Here is a 25512-nt window from a genome sequence, read left to right on the forward strand (position 1 = left end):
ATGAAAAATTTCGATTACAAAGTTTTGCACGTTTGTGCGCAGAGCGGGGCGCGAGTGGGCGAGTTTACCACTCCGCACGGCAAGATTATTACGCCCGTATTCATGCCTGTTGGCACGCAAGCCACCGTAAAGTCGCTTACTCCGCGAGCGGTGGAAGAAACGGGAGCGCAAATATTGCTTTCGAATACATACCATTTATATATGCGCCCCGGTCATAAGCTCGTTGAAAGGGCGGGCGGATTGCATAAATTTATGGGTTGGAATAAGCCCATTCTTACCGACAGCGGCGGTTTTCAAGTGTTTTCGCTCGCAAAACTCAATAATATCACCGACGACGGCGTTTTGTTTCATTCTCATCTCGACGGGAGCAAGCACTTTTTTACGCCCGAGCTTGCCATGGAAATAGAGAATTCTCTCGGCGCGGATATCATAATGGCGTTTGACGAGTGCAGTACTTACGGTGCGAGTCACGAGTATGCCGTAAAGGCTCTCGATAGGACGATTAAGTGGCTAAAACGGTGCTATGATACGCATAGTACACCCACGCAAATGCTTTTCCCCATTGTACAAGGCAATATGTATGAGGATTTGAGGCTTAAGTCTTTGCAAGAAACCGTACCTTATGCAAAGTGCGGCATAGCCATAGGCGGATTGAGCGTGGGCGAGCCGAAAGACTTAATGTATAAGATTATGGACGTTATGCAACCGCATTATCCGCAAAACATGCCGCGTTATCTCATGGGCGTGGGAAGCGCGGATTGCTTGGTTGAAGGGGTGCTCAGGGGAATAGATATGTTCGATTGCGTACTGCCTACGCGCACCGCACGTTACGGAACGGCAATGACCTCTAAAGGAAAAGTTTCGGTGCGTAACGCTACTTACAAAGAGGATTTCACTACGCTTGACCCCGAGTGCGACTGCTACTGCTGTAAAAATTTTACAAAGTCTTATTTGCGGCATTTGATAAACGCCGACGAAATACTCGGCGCGGAACTACTCAGTATTCACAACATAACGTATCTTACGCGGCTTACCGAAAGAATGCGCGAAGCCATTTTTGCGGATAGGTTCGGGGATTTTGTAGAAGAGTTCAGAAAATCGCCCGAATATTGCTGAGAATTGCGGCGAGCGGAAAAATTGCGTTGAAAAAATTTTGTTGAAATAAATTTGAAAAACGATATGTTTTTGCTTGCAAGATTTACGGGTTTTTGATATAATATTCGGGTATGACTCGCACAGTCCGCTGTTCTATCTAAAATTTCGTAGGGCATGAATGTGTGTTGAAGTAACCGAAGGAGGTAAGTCATGTCTAACAGTATTATCGACGCAATCGAAAAAGAGTACCTTAAAGCCGAAGTTCCGGCGTTCAACGTGGGCGACGTGGTGAAAGTGGGCGTTAAGGTAGTTGAGGGCAACCGCGAAAGAACGCAGGCTTTCGAGGGCACCGTTATCGCAAAGCGTAACGGCGGCGTGCGCGAGACGTTTACCGTTCGCCGCGTATCGTTCGGCGTGGGAATCGAGAGAACTTTCCCGCTCCATTCGCCGCGTATCGACAGTATCACCGTAATGCGCAAAGGTAAAGTGCGCAGAGCCAAACTGTACTATTTGCGTAAACTCTCGGGCAAAGCGGCTAAGATAAAAGAAATCAAATAAGTTTGCTTTGCGCAAAATTCACAGGAAAGAAAACGGGCTTCGAATATTCGGAGTCCGTTTTTTTGCGTAAGATAATGAATTGCGTTAAAAATAGCTTGATTATTTCGCAAAAGTATATTATTATAAAGAATAGGTTAAATTTTACAATCGGAGTAAATTGCTTATGAGTTTAGGTAATGTGTTGATTTCCGTATCTGCGGCAAACGTGCTGTATCCCGTGCTGTTCGCTGTGTTTTGCATAGCGGCGTTGGCTGTTTTTATTTGGCTTATGGTAAAAACGGCGGGGCAAACCCAAACGAAAACCGTTGCGGGCGCGGAAGGCTCTTCAAAAATAGTCAATTACACGGCTTTACTGCTCGTTATGCTTGTGATAGGACTTGTTTTGCGGCTCATCTTCGTGTTTGCGGTAAAGGGTTTCCGTTCGGACGTGAACACGATAGTATCGCTGTTCGAGCACATGAAGAACAACGGGTTCGCCGACAATTACTATTCGGCGCGGGGCATGGGCGTATTTCCGCTAACCTATTATATATACGCTTTTATGGGCATGTTCGCCAATTTGCTGGGGCTTAACACCGACTCTCTTTTGATGCCGTTGTTCGTTAAGCTCCCGCTGATTGCCGCCGACCTCGTTTCGGCGTTCATACTCTATAAACTCGCCGCAAAATACATGAACCAAGCCGCGGCGACGGTTACGGCGGGCTTTGTGTGCGTGTTCCCGCTTTTTGTATTTGCTTCGGGCGTGTGGGCAACGCAGTATTCTTTGCTCGCAATGTTTCTCTTGCTGTCGATTTACTTTTTGGCGGATAAAAACTTTATAGGCACGGTAGGGTGCTACGGTGCGGCTTTGCTCGTTCATAAAGACGCAGTATATCTGTTTCCTATGTTTGCGGTGTTCGTTGTTTACGGCTTGGTAAAGGCGAGCGTTACGCTTCACAAAGCGCGTAAAGAAAAGGCAGTATCTTTCGAAAGCGTTTTATCCGACTCTTCGTTGCGCCCCGTGTTTACCGTGCCCGTGAGCATTGCGGGTACTTTGATACTGTCTTATCTTGTGTCGTTGCCGCTTATGATTGGCTCGTTCGGCGCGGGGTTCTTCACTTTTATGTACAGAGTATATTTTGCGCCGCTTGCCTCGTTTTCCTCGTTCGGGCACAACTCGCTCGGAATATTCAACCTGTTCATGCGTAACGGCGAGCAGTTCGGGCACAATTTTCCCACCGTTATATTCACTGTTTTGTTTGCGGTAATAATTACCGGTATAGTTTTGCTCGTGTATCTCAGTAAGAAAAACAGAGCTAATCTCGTGTTTTTGGGCGGCTATATAGTTTTGACTCTCGCAACCTATTTCGTAGGGTTTACCGAATTCGGATTGCTTGCTTCTGTTGCGTTGTTCCTCGTTTCGTTCTTGCTTGTGCGCGATAAACGCATAATAACGGTGTTCGGCATGCTGTCTTTGCTCATCACGGTTAACGCGGCTACGGTAATGGCGTACGCAAATTATTTCAATAATCTCACCGATTACAACTTTACCTCGGCGGTGGGATATACGGGTTCGGAAATACTCTCGGGCGGCATATCGGCGGTGAACATAGTTTGTTCCGCGCTTGCCGTTTTGACTCATTTGTACGCGTCCGTGGTGTTGCTCGACATTTCCATGAGCAACAAGCGCAAGGTTTTGCCTTATGACTCAAACATAGGTTTCGGCAGAGCTATGGCTGAGTTTTTCAGCATTAAGAAAAAGTAAGCATGCTTTCCAAAATAAAAAGCTTCGGGTTATCCGGACTTAACGGCTACGTGGTGGACGTAGAGGTAGACGTAAGCGCGGGACTGCCCGGTATAGAAATGGTGGGGCTGCCCGACACCGCCATAAAAGAAAGCAAAGAGAGGGTGCGAAGCGCGATAAAAAACAGCGCGTTCAAGTTCTCTCCCAATAAGATAACCATAAATCTCGCGCCCGCCGATACCAAAAAGGAAGGACCTCTTTACGACCTTCCCATAGCTATGGGCGTTTTGGCGGCAACGCAACAGCTTGACGTAAGATTGCTTGAAAACACGGTTATAGTGGGCGAGTTGTCGCTCGACGGAAGCATAAGGCGCGTGCGCGGCATTTTGCCGATACTTATGTCGGCTAAGCGTGCGGGCTACAAAAAGGTTATAATACCGTGGGACAACCGTAACGAAACGGTCTACGTTGAAGGCGTGGAAGTGTTTGCATTTCAAACGCTCGCGCAAGCCGTAGCGCACGTTAAGGGCGAAAACGCGGTGCCCGCCGTGCAAAAAGCGGACGGCGAATACATAAATTCCGATACCGTTTACGGCGAAGACTTAAAATACGTTAAGGGTCAATACGCGGCAAAACGCGCTTTGGAAATAGCGGCGGCAGGCGGCCACAATATGCTGATGATTGGTCCGCCGGGAGGCGGCAAAACCATGCTTGCCAAATGTTTGCCCACCATCTTGCCCGATATGACTCTCGAGGAAGCTCTCGAAACGACAAAGATACATTCGGTTGCGGGCTGTCTCGAAGACGACGGCGGATTGGTTAAACGCCGTCCGTTCCGTTCGCCGCACCATACCGCAAGCAGAATAGCTCTTACGGGCGGCGCGTCGGCGGCAAGACCGGGCGAAATCAGCTTGGCGCACAACGGCGTGCTTTTTATGGACGAACTGCCCGAGTATCCGCGTTCGGTGCTCGAGGTTTTGCGCCAACCGCTCGAAGACCACCAAATAACGGTGTCGCGAGCCGCTCGCACGGTGTTGTTTCCCGCAGATTTCATGCTTGTTGCGAGCATGAACCCTTGCCCGTGCGGCAACTACGGCTCGTCGCGCGGGGAGTGCACTTGCACGCCCGCAATGATAGAAAAGTATCATGCGCGTATCTCCGGTCCGCTAATGGACAGGATAGACCTTCAGATAGAAATAGACAACGTTACATACGACGAACTCACCGCAACCGAAGAAGCCGAGGACTCCGCAACGGTGAAAGAGCGGGTTAACGCGGCGAGAAAAATTCAGAACGCGAGATATGCGGGCAGCGGCATTTATTGCAACGCGGCGATGAACTCGCAGATGCTCGATAAATATTGCGCGTTAAACTCCGACGCTCAAATTTTGCTTAAGAACGCGTTCGATAAGCTCGACCTTTCCGCTCGGGCATATTCGCGCATACTCAAAGTAGCTCGCACCATAGCCGATTTGGCGGGCGAAAAAGATATAGAGGCGGAACATATAGCCGAAGCGATACAGTACAGAAGCCTCGACAGACGATATTGGAAGTGAACGAGTGGTAAACGAAAATACAATTTATTTTTGGCTCGGTTTATCGGGCATAACATCCAAAAGGGCAAACGCGCTCGCGGAAAAGTTTTCGCCGTTCGAACTTTGGGAAAGAGTGGGGAAAACTCTTACCGAAAAGAGTTTGTTCGGAGAGAAAGCGTATGACGCGCTCGTAAGATTTCACAGCGAAGAATTTTTGGCGCAAAGCATAGATAAACTCGACGATATGGGAATATCGTTTATTACCTACGATAAGTTTCCCGATAAACTGCGGCAGAAAGAGGTTGACCCGCCCGTTATGCTCTATTACCGCGGAAACGCGGCGCTCTTAAATACCGAGTCGGTTGCCGTGGTGGGTACGCGTGCTTGCAGTGCGTACGGCAAAGAAGCCGCAACTCGACTCGTAAAAGATTTGTGCGAGTCGAATGTAACGGTGGTAAGCGGGCTTGCTTCTGGCGTGGATACGTACGCGCACAGGGCGGCGCTTAGGGCGGACGGCAAAACGATAGCGGTGCTCGGAAGCGGACTTAACTGCGTTACTCCGCTCGGTAACGCGGGATTATGCAACGAAATTATCGAGTCGGGCGGATTGGTAGTATCCGAATACCCGCCGAGATACGCCGCCACAAAGTATACGTTTCCCGAACGAAATCGCATAATAAGCGGATTGAGCGCGGGCGTGATTGTGGTGGAAGCCGCGCTTAAAAGCGGTGCGCTCATAACGGCAAATTATGCGCTCGAACAAAACCGCACAGTGTTTGCAGTGCCCGGAAATATAACGAGCATAAAGTCGGTAGGCACTAACCGTTTGCTGTACGAAGGGGCTGTTCCCGCGCTCTGCGCCGCCGACGTTTGCGATACTTTGGGACTCGATTGCGCAAAAATCGTTAAAAAACCGCGTGCAATTCAGCTTGACATTTTCGAGCAAAAGATATATAACATACTTTTGTCGGGAGAAGAAAATTTCGACAGCCTTGTAATCAAAGCGGAATTGCCGCCGCCCAAACTTTCCGCGGTGCTGTCCGCAATGGAAATAAAAGGCATAATAGACAAAAAGCAGTCCAACTTTTACCGTTTAGCATAAGCGAGGTGTTACGTTTGAAATTAGTTATCATAGAAGGTATAGGCAAGAAAGAAACCGTAGAAAAATATCTCGGCTCGGGGTACAAGGTTTTCGCAACCAAAGGACACGTGCGGGATTTGCCCACTAAAACGCTTGCGGTAAACGTAAAGAAAGATTTCGAACCCAAGTACGTTATAATGGACGATAAAAAAGAGGTTGTGGAGCAACTAAAAAGCGCGGTATCCAAAGCCGACGAAGTATTGCTCGCCACCGACCCGGACAGAGAAGGCGAAGCTATTTCTTGGCACGTTGCCAATATTTTGGGCATTCCCGCCGACAGTCCCGTTAGAATAGAATTCAACGAGATAAGCAAAAAGGCGGTACAAAACGCGCTCAAGCACCCTCGGGCGATAGATATAAATCTCGTAGACGCGCAACAGGCGCGCCGCGTTCTCGACAGGCTTGTGGGTTACAAATTGAGTCCCGTGCTTTGCAAGAAGATACAAAACAAACTTTCGGCGGGGCGCGTGCAATCGGTTACGTTGCGGCTTGTGGTGGAACGCGAACGCGAAATACTTAATTTCAAACCCGAGGAATACTGGCCGTTTTTCTCCGTTCTCGAAAATCAATCCAAAGTTACGGTGAAAGCCGCTCTTTCTTCGCGCGGCAAGCAAAAGTTCAAAATACCCAACGAGCAAGTGCTCAAAGAGGTTATTTCGGAACTTGACGGAAAAGAGTACGAGGTTACGAACGTAAAGCGTTCGGTTACCAAGTCCAAGCCGCCCGCGCCGTTTATAACGAGCACCATGCAACAGGACGCGCAAAACAAGCTCGGAATGTCGTCTAAGCAAACCTCGAGCACCGCGCAGACTTTGTATGAGGGCATAGACTTGCCCGGCGAGGGAAAAGTGGCGTTGGTTACTTATATACGTACCGACTCCACCCGCGTTGCCGACGACGCGGTTCGCGAAGCGCGAGCCTTTATATCCGCTAAATTCGGCGAAAAGTTCATACCCGCAAAACCCAACGTGTATAAGTCCAAAAAAGGAGCGCAGGACGCGCACGAAGCGATACGCCCCATATCGCTCGAGCGCACGCCCGAAAGCATAAAGGATTCGGTCAACAAATATCAATACAAGCTCTACAAGCTCATTTACGACCGTTTCATGGCGAGCCAAATGAGCGAAGCGACATACAACTCGCTTGCGGTGGATATCGCGGCGGGAAATTACGGCTTTAAGGTAAACGGAAAATCTCCGCTGTTTGCCGGTTACACCGCGGTGTACAACATGTATACCGAAAACAAGGACGAAGACGAAAGCTCGGATAAACTGCCCAATTTCGAGGTGGGCGAAAAACTCGGATTTAAGGAATACAAATACGAGCAAAAATTCACAAAGCCGCCCGCGCGTTTTACCGAGGCGAGCCTTGTGAAAATGATGGACGAAGAGGGCATAGGCCGACCCGCCACTTACACGCCCACCGTAACGCTGTTGAGCGCGAGAAACTATATCGAGCCGGAGGGCAAGTATCTTAAACCCACGCAACTCGGTATGGACGTAACGGATATGCTCGTAAAATATTTCCCCGAGATAATGGACGTAAAATTTACCGCGGATATGGAAAAGCGGCTCGACGAAATAGAGGACGGCGGCGTTATATGGCAGCGCGTTGTGGGCGACTTTTACAACGGGTTCGAAGAAAAGATATCGAGTGCGCTCGGAGACAGCTTCAGTTTGAAAGCTCCCGACCAAAAAACGGACGTTGCGTGCCCTACGTGCGGCACTCTCATGGTGGTGAAATCGGGCAGGTTCGGCAAATTTTTGGCTTGCCCAAATTATCCCAAATGCCGCACAACTCTTCCTTACGACGAAGAAACGGGCAAACCCGCAACGCCGCAATCTTCCGCGCCCGCTCAGGAAACGGACGTTAAGTGTTCCAAATGCGGCAGAACTATGGTGCTCAAGCAGGGCAAATTCGGACCGTTCTTGGCGTGCCCCGGTTATCCCGAGTGCAAAAATATCGTAAACATAGAAAGCAAAGACGACGGTAAGCCGGATATTCCTTCCGCGCCGTGCCCCAAGTGCGGCAAGCCCATGAAAAAAATAGTTTCGCGCGGTTCCGCTTTTTACGGTTGCACGGGTTATCCCGAGTGCCGTTTTACGGCAAATGCTCCGCTTGCCGAAGGCAAGTGCCCCGAGTGCGGCTCGCCGCTGTTGATACGCAGTTACAAAGACGGAACATATCACGTTTGTTCGTCCAAAACCTGCAAATACAAGACCAAGGCGGAGGCATAGTTGGAAGACGTAACCGTAATAGGGGCGGGACTTGCGGGGTGCGAAGCGGCTTATAAAATCGCTCAAAGCGGATACAAAGTAAAGCTGATAGAGTGCAAGCCCAAACAATTTTCGCCCGCACACAAGAGCGAAAATTTTGCGGAGCTCGTTTGCTCCAATTCTCTCAAGTCGGACGAACGCGCCACGGCGGGCGGCTTGCTCAAAGCGGAAATGCGCTCCCTCGGCAGTCTGCTCATTAAACTCGCCGAAAGCGCGCGCGTTCCCGCCGGCGGTGCGCTCGCTGTAGACCGCGAAATATTTTCGCATAGCGTGACAAAGGCGATAAGCGAGCACAAAAACATAAGGATAGTAAACGAAACCGCATCCGATTGGCAGGACGGCGAACTTACCGTTATTGCCACCGGTCCGCTCACGGTAGGCGGTTTGGCTTCTTCGCTCGAGCGCAGGCTCGGTTCGTCGCTCTCGTTTTACGACGCCGCCGCACCCATAGTGGACGCGCAGAGCATAGATATGAACGAGTGTTTTGCGGCGAGTCGCTACGGAAAGGGCGAAAGCGATTATCTGAATTGCCCGCTCGAAAAACAAGAGTACATTGAATTTTACGAGTCGCTCATAAGTGCGGAGCGTGCGGAACTGCGCGAGTTCGACAAACGCGACGTGTTCGACGGTTGCATGCCCATAGAGATAATGGCGGAGCGGGGAGTTGACACTATGCGTTTCGGTCCGTTGCGCCCGGTGGGCTTTATAAATCCGCGAACCGAAAGGCGGCCGTATGCGGTGGTACAGTTGCGCACCGAAAACGCGCAAAAAACGATGTACAATATTGTGGGCTTTCAAACCAACCTCAAGTTTGCCGAGCAAAAGCGAGTGTTCGGAATGATACCCGCGCTTCGCAACGCCGAATTTTTGCGCTACGGGGTTATGCACCGAAACACTTATATCAACGCGCCGCGCGAGCTTGACCGTTATTCGCGTTTGAATAGATTTACCAACGTGTTTATCGCGGGTCAGCTCGGCGGAGTGGAGGGCTACGTGGAAAGCATAGCGTCGGGGCTTATGGCGGGTATAAACGTGTCGCGGGTGCTCGGCGGAAAAGAACCGCTTACTTTGCCGCCCACCACGATTATGGGCGCGTTGTTCGGGTATTTGTGCACGCCCAATGCCGATTTTCAGCCCATGAACGCAAATTTCGGAGTGTTGCCGCCGCTCCAAACGCATATACGCGATAAGGCGAAACGAAAAGAGGAGTATTGGGATAGGTCGTTGCGCGATTTGGCGGAATTTCAAAAAGAGAATAATTTGATTTGATTTCTGCGATAATTTGTAGTATAATTTATCGAGTGACTTGTTTTACGAATTTTCAACAGGCAAAATAATACGGGAGTTTATTACGTATGGAACTTAGAGGAACAACTATAGTGGCCGTAAAAAAAGACGGCAAAACGGTTATAGCGGGCGACGGTCAGGTCACCGCGGGGCAAAGCGTTGTGATGAAATCCAACGCGGTTAAGGTGCGCAGACTGTACGACGACAAAGTGGTTATCGGCTTTGCGGGTTCGGTTGCCGACGCTTTCACGCTCAGCGAGCGTTTCGAAGGCATGTTGCACAAATACAGCGGCAATCTTATGCGCAGTGCTGTGGAGCTTGCGCAGTTGTGGCGCGGCGATAAAATATTGCGCCAGCTCGAAGCCATGATGATAGTAGCCGACGAGCGCGACTTGCTCGTTGTGTCGGGCGTGGGCGACGTTATAGAGCCCGAAAACGGAATATGCGCAATAGGAAGCGGCGGCAACTACGCGCTTGCGGCGGCTCGCGCACTTGCCGCAAATACTAAAATGAGTGCGAAAGATATCGCGGTAGAAGCTATGAAAATAGCCTCTTCGATTTGCATATTCACTAACGGTAATCTCACCGTTGAGGAGGTGTAACATGGAACTTTCACCCAAGCAGGTAGTTGCGGAACTCGACAAATACATTATAGGGCAAGCCGACGCGAAGAAAGCGGTTGCCGTTGCTCTGCGCAACCGTTACCGCAGGAGCATGTTGCCCGACGATATCCGCGAGGAAATAACGCCCAAAAACATAATCATGAAAGGACCTACGGGCGTAGGCAAAACCGAAATAGCTCGCAGACTCGCAAAGCTCGTTAAAGCTCCGTTTATAAAGGTTGAAGCAACCAAATTCACCGAGGTGGGTTATGTGGGGCGCGACGTGGAGTCTATGATACGCGACCTTGCCGAGGTTGCCGTTCGTCTTGTAAAAGAGGAGAAGCTCGCCGAGGTAGAGGTATCGAGCAAAGCCTCCGCTCTGAAAAAAATCACCGACGCGCTTTACGCAAGCCGCAAAAAGCAACAGTCCGACGTTTCGGAAAGCGTTTTGAGAGCTCAAATAGAGGATGAGCTCAAGTCTGGCAAACTCGACAACCATATGCTCGAAATCGAAGTTAACGATATGCCCAAGCCCATGGAGATTATGCCGGGTAGCGGCGCGGAAATAAACATAGGCGATATATTCGGCAATTTCATGCCTAAAAAGCGCAAAAAACGTAAACTTTCCGTAAAAGAAGCGATGAAGATACTCACGCTCGAGGAAGCCGAAAAGCACATCGATATGGACGCGATAAACAGCGAGGGCATAAAGAGAGCGGAACAGCAGGGCGTAATATTCATCGACGAAATAGACAAGATTGCGGGCAAAGGCGCGTCGAGCGGGCCGGACGTATCGCGCGAAGGCGTTCAGCGCGATATACTGCCCATAGTGGAGGGTTGCACCGTAATGACCAAATACGGCGCGCTCAAGACCGACTACATTTTGTTTATAGCATCGGGCGCGTTCCATGTAAGCGCGATAAGCGACCTAATCCCCGAGTTTCAGGGGCGTTTCCCCGTGTGCGTGGAGCTTAACAGCCTTACCGCAGACGATTTCGTGCGCATACTCACCGAAACCGAAAACGCCATTACGCGGCAATACGCGGCAATGCTCGGCGTGGATAACATAAATCTTTCGTTTAACGACGAAGCGATACGCATGATTTCCGAGGTTGCGGTAGACGACAACAACGTGAAAGAAGATATCGGCGCACGCAGGTTGCACACCATAATGGAAAGTTTGCTCGAAGACCTCAGCTTCAACGCGTCGGGTGACCACCCCACGGTGGACGTGAAAATAGACAAAAAATACGTTGAAGAACACCTCGGTGACAGAGTGCGCCGCCACAATCTCAAAAAATACATTCTTTAAGCAGGTAACAATGATAAACATTCCGAGAGGCACAAAAGACGTACTGCCGAGCGAGAGTTACAAGTGGCAACAGGCGGAAGCTCTCGCCCGTAAGGTTTGTTCGCTTTACAACGTGCGCGAAATTCGCACTCCGGCATTTGAACACACCGAACTTTTCTTGCGCTCTATCGGCGACGATACCGACGTTGTGGGCAAAGAAATGTACACGTTCGAGGATAAGGGCGGGCGCAGTATAACGCTTAAGCCCGAGGAGACTGCGCCCGTTGCCCGCAGTTACGTGGAAAACTCGCTTGAGAGCGAAACTCTTCCGCTCAAAATGTTTTACTTTTCGCCCGTGTTTCGCTACGAGCGCCCCGCGGCGGGCAGACTGCGCGAGCACCATCAGTTCGGAGTGGAGTTTTACGGCGGCGCAGGTGCGGAATACGATTTCGAGGTTATCTCGCTTGCGTACGATTTTCTCACCCGTTTCGGCATTACCTCGCTCGGCTTGCGCATAAACAGCATAGGCTGTCCCGATTGCCGCAAGGCGTACAACAAGGCTCTCAGAGAATTTGCGGCGGCTCACAAAAGCGAGCTTTGCGAAACCTGTCACACGCGGCTTGAAACAAATCCTTTGCGCATACTCGACTGCAAAGTTCCGAGTTGCAAAGAGATAGTTGCGGGTGCGCCGAGCATACTCGACTATATTTGCGACGACTGCAAAGCGCACATGGAAAGGCTGAAAACGCTTTTGACCGCGGCGAATATTCCCTTCGAGGTGGACTCGGGGATAGTGCGCGGACTGGACTATTACACAAAGACGGTTTTCGAATTCGTGACCGACGCGCTCGGTGCGCAAGGCACCGTTTGCGGCGGAGGCAGATACGACGGACTTGTGGAGTCGGTGGGCGGAAAGCCTACGCCGTGCGTGGGTTTCGGCATGGGACTCGAGCGGCTCATACTGCTAAAAGAGGCAATCGGTTCGCCCTTTGCTCCCGCCGAGCGCGTGAAAGTAATGGTGATAAACCAATCGCCGGAATATGCCGACGACGCGATATCGCTAACCGTGCGTTTGCGCCGTGCGGGCGTGCGAGCGGATTGCGACAACACGGGCAGGAGTTTGAAAGCGCAATTTAAGTTTGCGGACAAGCAATGCGCCGAATACGTTGCCGTAATAGGCGAGAGCGAAAAAAAGTCGGGAACTTACACGGTAAAGAGATTGAGCGACGGCAGTGCGGAAACTTGCCCCGCCGACAGGATAACGGAATATTTTTCGGGCAGGTAGAAACAATGCTCGAAAGCCATGACAGAACGGTAAAACTAATAGGAAACGACGGGCTTGCAAAACTCGCCGCGTCGTCTGTGCTCGTAGTGGGGCTTGGAGGCGTGGGCGGTTGCGTGTTCGAAATGCTCGCCCGCGCGGGAATAGGGAAAATCACGGCTGTTGACGGCGACGTTTTCGAAATAACCAATCTCAATCGCCAGATACTCAGCACCGTAGCCAATGCGGGTACGCCAAAAGCGATTGCCGCGGCAAAGCGTGCCGAGGAGATTGCGCCGCACTGCGTTGTGAACGCAATGTTCATGCGCTACTGCGAGCAAACGGCGGACGAAATATTTTCGGAGCGCTACGACTACGTTGCCGACTGCATAGACAGCGTTGCCGACAAAACTGATTTGATAGTTCGTTGCAACAAAGAAAACGTGCCCGTAATATCGGCTATGGGGTCGGGAAACAGGCTTAAACCGCGCTTTACGGTTACCGACGTGTTTTCATCCTCGGGCGACGGGCTCGCAAGAGTTATGCGCAAACGGCTCAGAGAAGCGGGAATAAAATCGCTTGCTGTTGTTTGCGATACGGAGTTGCCGCTAAAGCGCGACGGAACTCCCGGTACGGTGAGTTACGCGCCCAATATGTCGGGTTGCGTTATGACGCAACATATCGTAACGGAGCTGTTATGCAAATAACCGAAAGTTGCGAGGTGTGCTCGCGCAAAGGCAAACTATATTACGTTAAACTCGTTAAGAACGCCAAATGCGACGGATGCAAGGCTTGCGGGTTCGGGCGCAAAAATTACCTCGTAATGCCCGCGCTCTCTCAAATAGATTGCGCTGTAGGCGACCGCGTTGAAATATCCATGCCCGAGCGGCGCGTAAAAGGTTCGTACGTTTATTTGTATTTACTGCCGTTGATACTTACGTTTATAGGCATAATGATACCGTTCGGGCACGGCGAAGCGTGGATGCTCATGGGCGGCGCGATAGGACTTGCGGCGAGCGTGCCCGCGGTGTATTTAATAGAGCTTGCGTTCAGGCGCAAAAAAAAGTATCTTCCCGTAATTTTAAGAAAAATATCCGAAACAAAGGAGACAGATAATGATTGATTTGAAACTTATTTCTTCGGTAGACCCCGAAACCGCCGCGGCTATGGGGCGCGAACTCAAACGCCAGCGCGACAATATCGAGCTTATAGCGAGCGAAAATTTCGTTTCGCCCGCGGTTATGGCGGCGGTAGGTTCGCACCTTACCAACAAATACGCCGAGGGTTACAGCGGAAAACGCTATTACGGCGGTTGCGTGCACGTAGACGAAGTGGAAGACCTTGCGATAGAGCGTGCCAAAAAGCTGTTCGGATGCAATTTCGCAAACGTACAGCCGCATAGCGGAGCAAACGCCAACCTTGCCGTTTATTTCGCTTTGCTCGAGGTGGGTGATACCGTTCTCGGCATGAACCTCGCGCACGGCGGACACCTTACTCACGGAAGCCCCGTAAACTTTTCGGGCAAGAACTACAATATCGTGCCTTACGGCGTGAGCGACGAAACCGAAACCATAGATTACGACGCGCTTGAAAAGCTTGCGAAGGAAAAGAAGCCCAAAATGATTATAGCGGGCGCGAGCGCGTATTCGAGGGTAATAGATTTCAAGCGTTTCCGTGAAATCGCAGACAGCGTTGGCGCATATCTCATGGTAGACGTGGCGCACATAGCGGGCTTGATTGTAACCGGCAATCATCCGTCGCCCTTTCCTTACGCGCACGTAGTTACCACTACTACGCATAAAACTTTGCGCGGACCGCGCGGCGGCATGATAATGTGCAACGACGAAGAAATCGCCAAGAAGATTAACAAAGCCGTTTTCCCCGGAACGCAGGGCGGACCTTTGATGCACGTTATAGCGGGCAAAGCCGTTGCTTTGCGCGAAGCCATGACTCCCGAGTTTAAGACGTATCAAACCAAAGTAAAAGAAAACGCCGCGATTATGGCGGCAGAGTTCGTTAAAGAGGGCATAAGCCTTGTTTCGGGCGGCACCGACAATCATCTCATGCTTTTGAAACTTGCCGAGCACAATACGACCGGCAAAGAAATAGAAGCGCTACTCGACTGTTGCCGCATAACGGTAAACAAAAACACCATACCCAACGACCCGCAGTCGCCGTTTATTACGAGCGGTATACGCATAGGCACGCCGAGCGTAACCACTCGCGGCATGGGCGCAACCGAAATGAAAACCATAGCTTGCCTAATTTCGCGCGTTATAAAGGAAAAAGACGCGGCGATTGCCGAAGTTACCGCGGCGGTTGCCGAACTTACCGAAAAGTTCCCCTTATACGCAGACTGCGTGGCGGAATAAAAGCCGCATGAATAATTTAACACACAAATCCCTACTTATTTAGTAGGGATTTTCTTGACTTATCCGAAAATATGTGCTATACTTTTTACGGCATTAAACGGGAGGAGTATATGAAACTTTCCACAACCGCTACTTACGGACTGCGTATTTGTTTTTTGTTGGCTGTTGCCGATAAAATGCTTTCTTTGAGTTCGCTCGTAGAACAAACCGATTTAAGCGAAAAATATCTCGAGCAAATACTCGGAAAACTGCGCAAAAACGGTATAGTGAGCGCAAAGCGAGGAATAAGCGGCGGATATTATCTCACGAAGCCGGCAAAAGATATAAGCGTGCGCGGCGTTTTGGATGCTCTTAATAGCGGCTTTGAATTTGCCGATTGCGCCGCGGGTGATTGCTCCGACTTGTATTGCCCGAATAAATTGCTTTTCAGACGGATATATTCCGCCGTGAACGAAATAGTTACGACGACAACGCTGGAGGATATGATAAATGATTACAAATGCACTAAATAGGAAGATTTATCTCGACCATTCGGCAACAACACCGCTCGACGAAAGAGTGTTTTGCGAAATGAAACCGTGGTTTACGGAAAAGTTCGGAAACGCCAACTCCATTCATTCGTTCGGCGCCGACGCCGCTTTGGCAGTGGATACGGCAAGGAGAAAGATAGCCGAACTGTTGGGTGCAAAGCCTACCGAGATATATTTTACGTCGGGCGGCACCGAAGCCGACAACTGGGCAATTAAGGGCATGGCGGAAGCGAAGCGCGACAAAGGGAAGCACATTATAGTCAGCAGTATAGAACATGCGGCAATTATGTCGGCATGCAAACAACTGTCTGCCAAAGGGTATGAAATCACATATTTGCCCGTAAATTCAAAAGGACTTGTTGCTCCGCAAGACTTACTGTCCGCAATACGGAACGATACGGTGATGGTTTCGGTAATGCTTGCAAACAACGAGGTTGGAACTATACAGCCCATAAAAGAGTTGTGCGAAATTGCGCACGGCAAAGGCGTGCTTTTTCATACCGACGCCGTGCAAGCCGTAGGCAGTATTCCTGTGTCGGTAAAAGAACTCGGCGTAGACATGCTCTCGCTTTCGGCTCATAAGTTTTACGGACCTAAGGGAATAGGTGCGCTTTATATAAAAAGCGGAGTAAAACCCGATAAACTGCTTGTGGGCGGACATCAGGAACGCACCATGCGCGGAGGAACAACCAATGTGCCCGCCGTAGTAGGCATGGCAAAAGCTCTCGAAATCGCTACGGGCGAACTGAAAAAAAATTCCGAATACGTAAAAGGGTTGCGCGACCGCTTTGTGAAACTCGTAGAAGAAAGAATTCCGCACGTTATTTATAACGGCGACGGGAAAGAAAGACTTCCGCAAAATGCAAATTTTTCGTTTGAATTCATAGAGGGCGAAGCGTTACTGCTTAATCTCGATTTGTGCGGCATAGCGTGTTCTTCGGGTTCCGCCTGTTCTTCGGGTTCGCTCGAGCCGTCGCACGTTTTGCTTGCCATGGGAATAAATCCGGAAACCGCGCACGGCAGTATTCGGTTTTCGTTCGGCAAAGACAATACACGGGATGAAGTGGATTACGTAGTGGAAAAACTTGTTGAAAACGTAAACAAACTTCGCGCTATCTCGCCGCTGTTTGCCATGTTTAACGAAGGAGTGAAAAATGTATAACGAAAAAGTAATGAAAGAATTTTCTTCTCCGCGCAATGCCGGTGAACTTTCGGATGCTAATGCGGTGGGGCAAGTGGGTAATGCTTCTTGCGGAGATATAATGAAAATATTCATGAAGATTAACGACGATAACGTTATAGAAGACGTAAGTTTTCAAACTTTCGGGTGTGCGGCGGCAATAGCCACGTCGTCGGTTGCAACCGAAATGATAAAGGGTAAAACCGTGAATGAAGCTCTTTCAATAACAAACGCGCAAGTTGTTGAAGAGTTGGGCGGATTGCCTGCGCAAAAATTGCATTGTTCGGTTTTGGCGGAAGAGGCAATAAAAGCGGCAATAAACGATTATCTCAAAAAGCGCGTGGGCAAAAACGCATAATTTCATACTGTATAAAAAGCGGCTTTACTGCTTATAATACCTCTAACGGAGGTGAATACGCATGAAAAATTCCATGTTTGTGGGATTGGCTATCGGCATGGTTGCCGGCGCGTGCCTTGCAAGCAACAGCAAGAAAACGCGTCAGGCGGTTACCGATGCGCAAGACCAAATAAAGAGCAAACTTTGCCCTCGGCAGGATGAATTCCAAAACTGCGAGTGCGGACAGAGCGAAAACGGATTTTAATCCACACAATTATAAAAGGCGGACAAAATAGTCCGCTTTTTGTTTTGCTTTTTGCGTTTCGTTGTGTTATACTATAAGTGAAAAAACTTGCTCGCAAGAGTTTTCGCAACATAACGAGGATAAACAATGAGAATTTTGGCAATAGATTACGGAGACGCCCGCATAGGGCTTGCGCTCAGCGACGAAAGCGAAACGCTTGCGAGCCCCATAGGCACGTATAAGTCGCAATCTATGCGTAAAGATATAGATTATATTGCCGCGCTCGCCAAAGAAAAGCAGGCGGGACTAATCGTGTTGGGGCTTCCCGTAAATATGGACGGCAGCAGCGGAGAGCGGGTAAGCAAAACAAAGAGTTTCGGTAACGTGCTCGAAAGAGTGAGCGGCATACAAGTGGAATACAAAGACGAGCGGCTCACCACCGTGACGGCGGAGCAAACGCTCATAGAATGCGGCATGCGCAGAGAAAAGCGCAAACAGGTAATAGATACTCTATCGGCGCAGATAATTCTTCAAAGTTATCTCGACGCGCGAAAACGTATAAACAAAAAATAAAATATCGGAGATATTCAAAATGGAAGAGAACAAAGCGCACGTGGAAATTTACGACGACGACTCGGTTGTGGAATTGTTTGACGAAAACGACAAATCGGTGGAATTTCGCGAAATAGCGAGCATAGAACTCGACGGAAAGTTTTACGAACTGTTGCAGCCCGTTGAGCCGCTTGACGGAATAGGGGAAGACGAAGCGGTAATTTTCGAATATACCGAAGGCGATACGCCCGACGAGCGCAACTTTACGCCGCTTTTCGACGAAGAATTGCTCGAAAGAGTTTTCAACGAGTATCTCAAGGCTTCGAGCGAGTGCGACTGCGGATGCGATTGCTGTGATTGCGAAGACGACGAGTGCGACTGCGACCACGAGCACGAACATTGCGATTGCGGACACTGCCATAGCTGAAACGCCGTTTTTGTAAAAAATTTCAGGAATTTTTCAAAAAGGTATTGACAAAGCATAATTTATATGTTATGCTTATGTCAAGGTAGTTACGCGCGTAACAGTTGGTTGCACGCGTATGCCTAATCGCAACGTGAGGAACAAATGGCAAACAGGGCAGACGTGGCAAAACTCGCAAACGTATCCGTTGCAACGGTTACGAACGTGCTTACGGGAAGAAAACCGGTAGGCGACGATTTGCGTAACCGAGTGTTTGCTGCGGCTTCCAAACTAAAGTATATACCCGACTCGTCGGCGCAAAGGCTCGCCTCGGGCGTAAATAAGCATATCGGCGTAGCAGTTTCGGAAATGACCAATCTCTATCACATAGAGGTGATAAAGGGAATTGAGGCTTACGCCACCGAAAAAGGATTTGCCGTTTCGCTGTTCGATTTAGACAGCAATGCGCAAGACAAGTTCAGGCTTATCGCCTCGCGCAGACTGGGCGGCATAGTAAACTTTGTGTCGGACGTGTATCCCGACGAGTACGTTCAATATTTTATACAAGACAACGTGGTAATGATGAATTTCGAGTGCGAGCAGAGTTTTAGGCTCGATACCGTTTATTCCGACGGCATGGCGTGGCTTATAAGGCAGGCGGCAAAGTTCGGGCATAAACGCGCCGCGTTCATCACAACGCACGAACCGAGATACATGCACCTCGATACCCGCATTAAAACTTTTTGCGAGTTGCGCGACGAGTGCGGTTTCGATACCGACGAAAGCCTTATAGTGGGCAACGATATAGGCGGAAAGCGCACGAGCGAAGAAATAGGTTACGAGCTTACCGCAAGACTTCTCGACGGCGGCAAAAAGTTTACCTGCCTGTTTTGCATAAACGATATGACCGCGCTCGGCGCAATGCGAGCGTTTCACGAGTACGGGCTCGATATTCCGGGCGATGTGTCGGTAACGGGATGCGACGATATTTCCATAGGAAAATACATATTTCCGTCGCTCACAACGCTCGGTTTCGATAAGTTCGTTTACGGGCGCGAGATAGCCAAAACCATTATAGACAAGATTGAAAATCCGCAGTTACCGTATACGCACCGCTCAATCGAGAGCGTGCCGGTGTATCGCAACAGTTTGGGTCCTGCGAAAAAATAACGCGACAATAAAGAAACCAAACGGGAAACGCAAATATTGTTACGCGCGTTACTCGGTTTCGGAATTATCGCGACTATATATAAAAAAGTCAAACAAAGTTCCAAAACACAAGGAGGACAAAGTATGAGAACGGCAAACGTACGTAAAATCGGCGTTGCGGCAGTTGCGCTTATGTGCGCGGCGTCATTGACACTTTTCGTGGCGATAATTTTCGGGGGGGGACTTTAGGCGTAGTTGCCGAAGGCGACTGTGTTGTAGAAAAAGTCGAAACCCAGATAAACAGCAGCGACAGTTTCGAAGCGCATATTACGTTTAGCGTAAGCGCGGCAACGGAACAGGTAGACAATCTTCAAGACCAAGCGGAATACAAAAACAAAGTTTTTATAAACGGCAAGCCGCTTGAAAGTTACAGCGGTTGCTACATGCAATTTTTTGAAAAAGAGGGGAAATACATTCTCAAACTTGCCCTCAATCGCAACGCGCTCGATTGGACTATTCCCGACAATAATGCGGCTAACATGAAACGCTTCTTTGCCAACGAGATAGTTATAAAAGAGGAATTTGCGCTTAAGGACGAAAGCAACAGCGTTCTCGAAAGCGACGAGTATATTTATACGGGGCAAGATAAGTTTATTAAAGGGTATCGCGAATTTTATAATTCCGCACCCGAAGCAACTATAAAGAACGTGGTTTTTGTCGAAAACGGCGACCCCGGAAAATACAGACTCACTGTTTCTTTCGATAAACCGATGTTTGATGCGGAAAAACAGCTCAACCACGTTATGCGCCGCAATATGAGCACTGTAAATTTGGTTAACAATATTCCCGCCGAACTTTTGAAAACGGGCGAAGAGGGCAACAGCGTTGCGGATTTCGCCGTAAAAACGGGAATACGTTACTCTATAGGCAAACTCGTTAAAATCAACGGCATGCTTGTAAGCGATTGGCTCGATTTGCCGCTTAAGTCGGCATACAAGGCGGGCGTAACCGACGATGCGGATATAGCGAAATTCATACAAGCCGTAGGCGATTACGACGGCATGTGCGACGTTCACGTTCAGGGCAACGATATCATCTTTAACCTTTTGAAAAACGGTTCGAAAACTTTCGAACTCGAAAGCGGAGAAAAGACGGTTGAGTGGAACGCTCCCGATATGAGCGGAGATATAAAAGTGGAAATTCTTGCCGGCTTCGGCGGAAAGCAAATGAAAATATCTCAAGGCGCACAGTTTGTTTATGGAGCATCCACTTCCGAGCTTGACGAGAACTTCGAAGAACTGAAAATCGCGAAAGTTTTTGCGCCCGTATATACCGACGGCGTGGAAAACTTTACTATCTCATTGCAATTCGACCAAACTATTTCCAGCGGAGAGCACCCGTATTACTCTTGGGCAAAAGCTCAAATAGCAAGCATTCCGGGCGTACAAGACAAATATTCCGCGACGGAATTCGAACTTTGCGAAAAATATGATTTGTTCCGCCGTGCTCAAAACAACATAGTTATAGGCGGCAAATTCGGCGACAGCGACGAATTCAAAGAGTTATCCATAGGCGAAATGATGAAAGCGTTGCCTATGTCTACCGCTCCGAATGCGGGCGTTATGCACCTTGACGACGGAGACACCGCGCGAGTAATAATAGGCGGAACGTACACGGCGGGCAGCGAGGTGAAAGACTGGCCGTATCACGTTCGCAGTCTTGAGCAGAATTTCACGCTTACCGTAAAAGCGGGTTTCCGCACCCTTACGGGATTTGAAGTTAAAGAAGATTTGAACTTTGTGTTCGACCCCGTAACCGCGCAGTGGTACGAAGGCAGGAGCGTAGACGATATAAACGCCACAGTAGTAAGTTCGGTTATAAACGCGATAGACTCTTTGCCTGCCGCCGACTCGATTACTCTTGCGCACAAAACCGCGGTTTCACAGGTTCGCGCCGCCTACGACGCACTCAGCGCAGAGCGCAAAGAACTTGTAACCAACTACGAAAAGCTCACTGCCGCGGAGAATAAGATAGCCGAACTCGAGGAAGCAAACAACAACGGCAACGGCGATGACAACGACGGCAACGAAAAAGAACCCGAAAAAGAGGGCGGTTGCGGTTCTTCGTTGGGAGCGGTTTCCGTAACGCTTGCTCTTATAATGCTTATTGCCGCCGCGTTCATAACCGTGTTGAAATTGCGGAGGCGGGAATAATGAAAAAGTTTTTCAAGAAACTTTTGACCGTTTCCATGGCTGCCGCGCTCGCTGTTGCGGGCGCGGGTTGCGCCGCTACCGCAAAGGATAAGGAAAAAGAGTACAAATACATTGATTTGACTGCTCCCGTTGCCGAGAAAAGTTCGGAGGCCATGGTGAGCTTTCAAAGCTCGGATACGGAATTCAACAACTTTATAAACGATTACGCGCACCGTCATATGCGGTACGATAACGAGCGTATCGGAGCAATGACTGTAGCCGACAACGCCGCCGTAATGTTCGAGCGCGAGTGGGACTCGCTCGCCTTGAGTTGGTTCGACAGCACTGCTCCCGCGTTACCGCAAAACAATATGGGGCTGTTGAAAAACTGGCTTTCGCGCGTTGCCGTGGATAAATTCGGTTACGTGTGGATGACGGGCGAAGGCGGCGCGGGCGGCGGCATGACAACTCCCGATTTCTTTATGCAAGGCTGGCCGTTCCCGCAATACAATCAAAGCTACGGCGAAACGCCCGGTTTCGAATTTAACGGCACGGATACGCAGGACTGGACTTGTAACGTAGCCAAAGCGCAAGTTGCAAACGGTTTCTATGCTTTCAGCGATACTTTAAGCGCAGACGCGGTATACGAAAACGCCAACTTGAACGTAAACACCGAGCAGTCGCCCTTTTTGGAAGTAGCCATATCTATAAACAGCAGCGACACCATAGGTAAAAACTCCAACGTGGACGATATTTACGTGTATTGGAAGCGCAAAGGCGATACGGACTATTCCGAAAGCCGCATGATTAAGCAAAGCGAATTCTCCACAATGAATTCGCCCGTTACGTCCTCGTTTTCAAAGGCGTTGTTTTTGCCCATGTATCTTCACCCCGAGTGGGGCACGAACACCGATATCTCGGCTGTGAAAATAGTTATACGCCCCAAAGCCGGCAAAAGCATGAAAATCGAATCGCGACTCAATTACGTGCGCTTTAACTACGACACTCGGCAGTCGGCTAACGCCGCGCTGTTGCTCACGGCGGCGCGTAACTATTACGAGTTTACGCGCGATTACGAGGACCTGAAAAAGAACCTCACGCGATACAGGAGCGCGATGCAGTTCATGCTCACTCATCTTAAAGGCGAGAGCGGACTTTTGGACCTCGGATATTTCGTAGGTCATGACGGACTCGTATACGACGACGAAGGCGAGCGCGCGCTCGGGCACGGCATAGGCGACAACTACTGGGATATACTCTCGTTACCTCAAATAAATTTGAGCTCAAACGTGTATTTCAATAAAGCGTTGTGCGCCATGCGCGACCTCGAGATGATGGCGGAACGCCAAAACATTCAGGTTGCCAAACCCTCGGTGAAAGGCGCGACGGATTGGAAAGCCGACGTTGCATATTCTCAAACGGTGCAATCGCTCAATGCTTTGATAGAGCTTTCCAAACAAAAAATATCCGAATACTTTTGGAACGAAAAGACGGGCAGATTGCACCTCGGTTTCAATAAAGACGACAGCGAGCCTGTGGACTACGGATACGTTGTGTTCAACCTCGAAGCCATAGCCGAAGGCGTGGTAGAGGGCGAGAAAGCCGAGAGCATAATGGACTGGATAAGCGGCAAACGGATTGTTGCGGGCGATACCTCTACGGGCGCGGATATATACAAGTTCGAATTTGCGCCGCGCACGTCTACTCTTCGCAATCCCATACAGTACGTATGGCCGTGGAACCCTCGCCACAAGCCGTTCGGCAGACAGGTGCAAGACGGCGGCAGCGTTTTGTGGTCGTCTTACTACGATATCGTTGCTCGGCTCAAAGTGTACGGGGCGGACAACGCGTGGGCGCGTTTTAAGGAAATTCAGACTTGGTACGAAAAAGTAAAAGCGGCAGGCGGCAACGGCTTGATGTTTTACCGCGAGTATTACAACGAGCTCGGACTCGAGGACCCCGACTACTCGCTTCAGGGCGGAGGAACGGACGGCGGCTTGGGTCTTGACGAGGAATTTATAGAGAACGCCATTTTATACGCCGCAATTCCGCTCGGATTTATGGGGCTTAACGGGCGCGAGGCAGAGGTGCTTACCGTATCGCCGCAGCTTCCGCAAGCTTTCGAATATTTCGAGATTGAAAACCTCATGTACAACGGACTCAAATACGATATGGCGGTAACGAATTTGCAGGTTACAATCGGCAACGTGCGCGGAGTCGCGCTCGGAGCTTCGGTTAAGCTCAAATTCAAAGCGGGCGAAGGCTTCGATATTTACGTAAACGGAGCAAAAGTCAAATCGGAGCGCGAGGGCGAATATATAACCGCGGTCGTTCCGTTCGGAGCGTTCTCCGCCGAGGCAAAAAAATAATAAAGGAAAATAAATAGATGAAAAAAATATTGCGCACAATCGGAGCAATAACGCTTTGCCTGTTGATGGCGGCAAGTTTTACGGGTTGCAATTTGGGCGACGACGAGGAGCAAGACGTTTCAAACCGTGAAATTCAGATAAAAGTAAGCATATTGAATACGGCGAGCGAAAAAGCGGCAATGTCCGCTTTTCGCAGAGCGTTTCACGCCGCGCAGGATAAGATAGGCATTAAGGTGGAATATCTGCAGGGCGGAACGCAGTATTTGAGCGGCATTATCACCGATTACACCGCCGACAATCTTGCCGATATCGTTTGGACGTCGGGCGACCAGCACTCGTCGCTTTCCTCGAGCGGAGTTTTCATGAACCTAAGCGAGTTTTTGCAGAAAGAGGACGAAAGCTACTTAGACGATTTTTACCCCGCTATTACGGAGTCGGCAAGGCTTAAAGACGGCGGCAAAAACGATTTGTACTTTATGCCGCGCGACTACAACAAAGTGGTGGTTGCGTACAACCGCGATATGCTTACCGCCGCGGGCGTTGATTTTCCCGCCGACGACTGGACTTGGAGCGACTTTATATCCAAAGCCCGCGCCGTTCGCGAAAAGATGGACGCCAACGCAAATCCCCGCGCGGGACTGCTGAAAAACAATTTGCCCATAGACGGCTTGCTTTCGTGGCAACCTTTGGCGTACACTATGCTGCGCGGTTTCGGCGGCGACGTGTACAAAGACGGCGAATACGAGCACGCGTTTACGCAAAACGGCGACTCCTCGAAATCAAAAGCGTATTTCGAAGAGGTGAAAATGTTGGCGGTTGACCGTTTGTCGGGCATTGACACGCACGACGGGAGCGGATTGTTCGCAGCTCATTCCGCGGCGTTTGCTTTTCTGTCGCGCCCTACGGTTGCCGAGTTCGCATCCATGGGAGTGAATTTCGACTTTGTGCCTTTCCCTCGCATGGAAAACGACGCGGTGGGCGTGGGTTGCGTGGGTTACGCGATATCGGCGAAATCCGAGCACAAGCAAGAGGCGTGGGAGTTCCTCAAGTTCATTGCGAGCAAAGAGGGGCAGGAGGCTTTTGCGCTGACGGGCGCGGAAGTTCCCGTGCGCAAGTCGCTTGCGAATTCGGACACTTGGGTTGAGTGGAAAGCCGAATACATGGATTACACTCCCAACAACAAGGCGTTCACCATGTATCCCGAAAACGATATTTCGGTAAACTACTTTTCCGAGCTTGACGTAAAACTCCATACCGAGGCGGTTGCGAAATTCAAACTCGCCGTACAGGACGCCGAAGAGTGGACGGAAACGCGCGGTTGGGGCGGAGGCGGCGCAAGTTACGAAAGCTGGTTTGCCTCTACCGAAAACACCATAAAATCCGCTTTCGACTCTCTTTTGAGCTAAGGACAAATA

Annotated in this window: 23 protein-coding genes; all 23 read left to right on the forward strand. The window is 49.9% G+C overall.

The features are described from left to right. The 23 genes from tgt (at position 1) to NFR55_RS05350 (ending at position 25503) form a co-directional block, all read left to right on the forward strand. The gene (gene tgt / locus NFR55_RS05240; protein WP_251547035.1) at positions 1–1116 is read left to right on the forward strand and encodes a tRNA guanosine(34) transglycosylase Tgt; all 1116 of its coding nucleotides are present in this window, start codon (positions 1–3) and stop codon (positions 1114–1116) included. A 189-nt stretch (positions 1117–1305) separates the two neighbouring features. After that, complete coding sequence (rplS, locus tag NFR55_RS05245) at positions 1306–1653, forward strand: 50S ribosomal protein L19 (RefSeq protein ID WP_251547037.1); 348 nt, start codon at positions 1306–1308, stop codon at positions 1651–1653. 163 nt (positions 1654–1816) lie between these two features. After that, positions 1817–3397 (forward strand): hypothetical protein, encoded by a 1581-nt coding sequence (locus NFR55_RS05250; protein ID WP_251547039.1) that lies wholly within the window; start codon positions 1817–1819, stop codon positions 3395–3397. 2 nt (positions 3398–3399) lie between these two features. Further along, positions 3400–4932: a YifB family Mg chelatase-like AAA ATPase gene (locus NFR55_RS05255; RefSeq protein WP_251547041.1), complete on the forward strand. Its 1533-nt coding sequence runs from the start codon at positions 3400–3402 to the stop codon at positions 4930–4932. A gap of 4 nt (positions 4933–4936) precedes the next feature. After that, complete coding sequence (gene dprA / locus NFR55_RS05260) at positions 4937–6013, forward strand: DNA-processing protein DprA (RefSeq protein WP_251547043.1); 1077 nt, start codon at positions 4937–4939, stop codon at positions 6011–6013. 14 nt (positions 6014–6027) lie between these two features. Continuing rightward, positions 6028–8289 (forward strand): type I DNA topoisomerase, encoded by a 2262-nt coding sequence (gene topA / locus NFR55_RS05265; protein WP_251547045.1) that lies wholly within the window; start codon positions 6028–6030, stop codon positions 8287–8289. Continuing rightward, positions 8290–9597: a methylenetetrahydrofolate--tRNA-(uracil(54)-C(5))-methyltransferase (FADH(2)-oxidizing) TrmFO gene (gene trmFO, locus NFR55_RS05270; RefSeq protein WP_251547047.1), complete on the forward strand. Its 1308-nt coding sequence runs from the start codon at positions 8290–8292 to the stop codon at positions 9595–9597. Between the two features lie 86 nt (positions 9598–9683). Beyond that, positions 9684–10217, forward strand: coding sequence for an ATP-dependent protease subunit HslV (hslV, locus tag NFR55_RS05275; RefSeq protein WP_251547049.1), 534 nt, complete (start codon positions 9684–9686; stop codon positions 10215–10217). Between the two features lies 1 nt (position 10218). Beyond that, complete coding sequence (gene hslU, locus NFR55_RS05280; RefSeq protein ID WP_251547051.1) at positions 10219–11529, forward strand: ATP-dependent protease ATPase subunit HslU; 1311 nt, start codon at positions 10219–10221, stop codon at positions 11527–11529. A gap of 10 nt (positions 11530–11539) precedes the next feature. Beyond that, a complete protein-coding gene (hisS, locus tag NFR55_RS05285) occupies positions 11540–12793 on the forward strand; it encodes a histidine--tRNA ligase (RefSeq protein ID WP_251547053.1) in 1254 nt (417 codons plus the stop codon). 5 nt (positions 12794–12798) lie between these two features. Further along, the gene (locus NFR55_RS05290) at positions 12799–13476 is read left to right on the forward strand and encodes a tRNA threonylcarbamoyladenosine dehydratase (protein ID WP_251547055.1); all 678 of its coding nucleotides are present in this window, start codon (positions 12799–12801) and stop codon (positions 13474–13476) included. Beyond that, on the forward strand, positions 13467–13892 hold the full coding sequence (locus tag NFR55_RS05295) for a SoxR reducing system RseC family protein (protein ID WP_251547057.1): 426 nt from the start codon (positions 13467–13469) through the stop codon (positions 13890–13892). The genes NFR55_RS05290 and NFR55_RS05295 overlap by 10 nt, the downstream gene beginning before the upstream one ends. Then, the gene (glyA, locus tag NFR55_RS05300) at positions 13885–15141 is read left to right on the forward strand and encodes a serine hydroxymethyltransferase (RefSeq protein ID WP_251547059.1); all 1257 of its coding nucleotides are present in this window, start codon (positions 13885–13887) and stop codon (positions 15139–15141) included. The genes NFR55_RS05295 and glyA overlap by 8 nt, the downstream gene beginning before the upstream one ends. A 110-nt stretch (positions 15142–15251) precedes the next feature. Then, a complete protein-coding gene (locus tag NFR55_RS05305) occupies positions 15252–15653 on the forward strand; it encodes an RrF2 family transcriptional regulator (RefSeq protein WP_251547061.1) in 402 nt (133 codons plus the stop codon). Then, a complete protein-coding gene (nifS, locus tag NFR55_RS05310; protein ID WP_251547063.1) occupies positions 15631–16833 on the forward strand; it encodes a cysteine desulfurase NifS in 1203 nt (400 codons plus the stop codon). The genes NFR55_RS05305 and nifS overlap by 23 nt, the downstream gene beginning before the upstream one ends. Further along, complete coding sequence (gene nifU, locus NFR55_RS05315; RefSeq protein ID WP_251547065.1) at positions 16826–17209, forward strand: Fe-S cluster assembly scaffold protein NifU; 384 nt, start codon at positions 16826–16828, stop codon at positions 17207–17209. Before nifS ends, nifU begins: the two co-directional genes overlap by 8 nt. A gap of 61 nt (positions 17210–17270) precedes the next feature. Continuing rightward, positions 17271–17453 (forward strand): hypothetical protein, encoded by a 183-nt coding sequence (locus tag NFR55_RS05320; protein WP_251547067.1) that lies wholly within the window; start codon positions 17271–17273, stop codon positions 17451–17453. A gap of 126 nt (positions 17454–17579) precedes the next feature. Further along, entirely contained in the window at positions 17580–18005 is a 426-nt protein-coding gene (ruvX, locus tag NFR55_RS05325) for a Holliday junction resolvase RuvX (RefSeq protein ID WP_251547069.1), read from the forward strand. 19 nt (positions 18006–18024) lie between these two features. After that, positions 18025–18411, forward strand: coding sequence for a DUF1292 domain-containing protein (locus tag NFR55_RS05330; RefSeq protein WP_251547071.1), 387 nt, complete (start codon positions 18025–18027; stop codon positions 18409–18411). 141 nt (positions 18412–18552) lie between these two features. Then, entirely contained in the window at positions 18553–19557 is a 1005-nt protein-coding gene (locus NFR55_RS05335; RefSeq protein WP_251547073.1) for a LacI family DNA-binding transcriptional regulator, read from the forward strand. A 173-nt stretch (positions 19558–19730) separates the two neighbouring features. Then, positions 19731–21749 (forward strand): hypothetical protein, encoded by a 2019-nt coding sequence (locus NFR55_RS05340; protein ID WP_251547075.1) that lies wholly within the window; start codon positions 19731–19733, stop codon positions 21747–21749. Beyond that, on the forward strand, positions 21749–24097 hold the full coding sequence (locus NFR55_RS05345; RefSeq protein ID WP_251547077.1) for a glucosidase family protein: 2349 nt from the start codon (positions 21749–21751) through the stop codon (positions 24095–24097). Before NFR55_RS05340 ends, NFR55_RS05345 begins: the two co-directional genes overlap by 1 nt. A 17-nt stretch (positions 24098–24114) precedes the next feature. Further along, entirely contained in the window at positions 24115–25503 is a 1389-nt protein-coding gene (locus NFR55_RS05350) for an ABC transporter substrate-binding protein (protein ID WP_251547079.1), read from the forward strand. Positions 25504–25512: the final 9 nt, after the last annotated feature.

Source organism: Pumilibacter intestinalis (assembly GCF_943193005.1).
Taxonomy (GTDB): domain Bacteria; phylum Bacillota; class Clostridia; order Christensenellales; family Pumilibacteraceae; genus Pumilibacter; species Pumilibacter intestinalis.

What these genes read in the sequence shown, in the direction of transcription:
- tgt (WP_251547035.1), top strand. Translation starts at nt 1, where the DNA reads ATGAAAAATTTCGATTACAAAGTTTTGCACGTTTGTGCGCAGAGCGGG.
- rplS (WP_251547037.1), top strand. Translation starts at nt 1,306, where the DNA reads ATGTCTAACAGTATTATCGACGCAATCGAAAAAGAGTACCTTAAAGCC.
- NFR55_RS05250 (WP_251547039.1), top strand. Translation starts at nt 1,817, where the DNA reads ATGAGTTTAGGTAATGTGTTGATTTCCGTATCTGCGGCAAACGTGCTG.
- NFR55_RS05255 (WP_251547041.1), top strand. Translation starts at nt 3,400, where the DNA reads ATGCTTTCCAAAATAAAAAGCTTCGGGTTATCCGGACTTAACGGCTAC.
- hslV (WP_251547049.1), top strand. Translation starts at nt 9,684, where the DNA reads ATGGAACTTAGAGGAACAACTATAGTGGCCGTAAAAAAAGACGGCAAA.
- hslU (WP_251547051.1), top strand. Translation starts at nt 10,219, where the DNA reads ATGGAACTTTCACCCAAGCAGGTAGTTGCGGAACTCGACAAATACATT.
- hisS (WP_251547053.1), top strand. Translation starts at nt 11,540, where the DNA reads ATGATAAACATTCCGAGAGGCACAAAAGACGTACTGCCGAGCGAGAGT.
- NFR55_RS05290 (WP_251547055.1), top strand. Translation starts at nt 12,799, where the DNA reads ATGCTCGAAAGCCATGACAGAACGGTAAAACTAATAGGAAACGACGGG.
- NFR55_RS05295 (WP_251547057.1), top strand. Translation starts at nt 13,467, where the DNA reads ATGCAAATAACCGAAAGTTGCGAGGTGTGCTCGCGCAAAGGCAAACTA.
- glyA (WP_251547059.1), top strand. Translation starts at nt 13,885, where the DNA reads ATGATTGATTTGAAACTTATTTCTTCGGTAGACCCCGAAACCGCCGCG.
- NFR55_RS05305 (WP_251547061.1), top strand. Translation starts at nt 15,252, where the DNA reads ATGAAACTTTCCACAACCGCTACTTACGGACTGCGTATTTGTTTTTTG.
- nifS (WP_251547063.1), top strand. Translation starts at nt 15,631, where the DNA reads ATGATTACAAATGCACTAAATAGGAAGATTTATCTCGACCATTCGGCA.
- nifU (WP_251547065.1), top strand. Translation starts at nt 16,826, where the DNA reads ATGTATAACGAAAAAGTAATGAAAGAATTTTCTTCTCCGCGCAATGCC.
- NFR55_RS05320 (WP_251547067.1), top strand. Translation starts at nt 17,271, where the DNA reads ATGAAAAATTCCATGTTTGTGGGATTGGCTATCGGCATGGTTGCCGGC.
- ruvX (WP_251547069.1), top strand. Translation starts at nt 17,580, where the DNA reads ATGAGAATTTTGGCAATAGATTACGGAGACGCCCGCATAGGGCTTGCG.
- NFR55_RS05330 (WP_251547071.1), top strand. Translation starts at nt 18,025, where the DNA reads ATGGAAGAGAACAAAGCGCACGTGGAAATTTACGACGACGACTCGGTT.
- NFR55_RS05335 (WP_251547073.1), top strand. Translation starts at nt 18,553, where the DNA reads ATGGCAAACAGGGCAGACGTGGCAAAACTCGCAAACGTATCCGTTGCA.
- NFR55_RS05345 (WP_251547077.1), top strand. Translation starts at nt 21,749, where the DNA reads ATGAAAAAGTTTTTCAAGAAACTTTTGACCGTTTCCATGGCTGCCGCG.
- NFR55_RS05350 (WP_251547079.1), top strand. Translation starts at nt 24,115, where the DNA reads ATGAAAAAAATATTGCGCACAATCGGAGCAATAACGCTTTGCCTGTTG.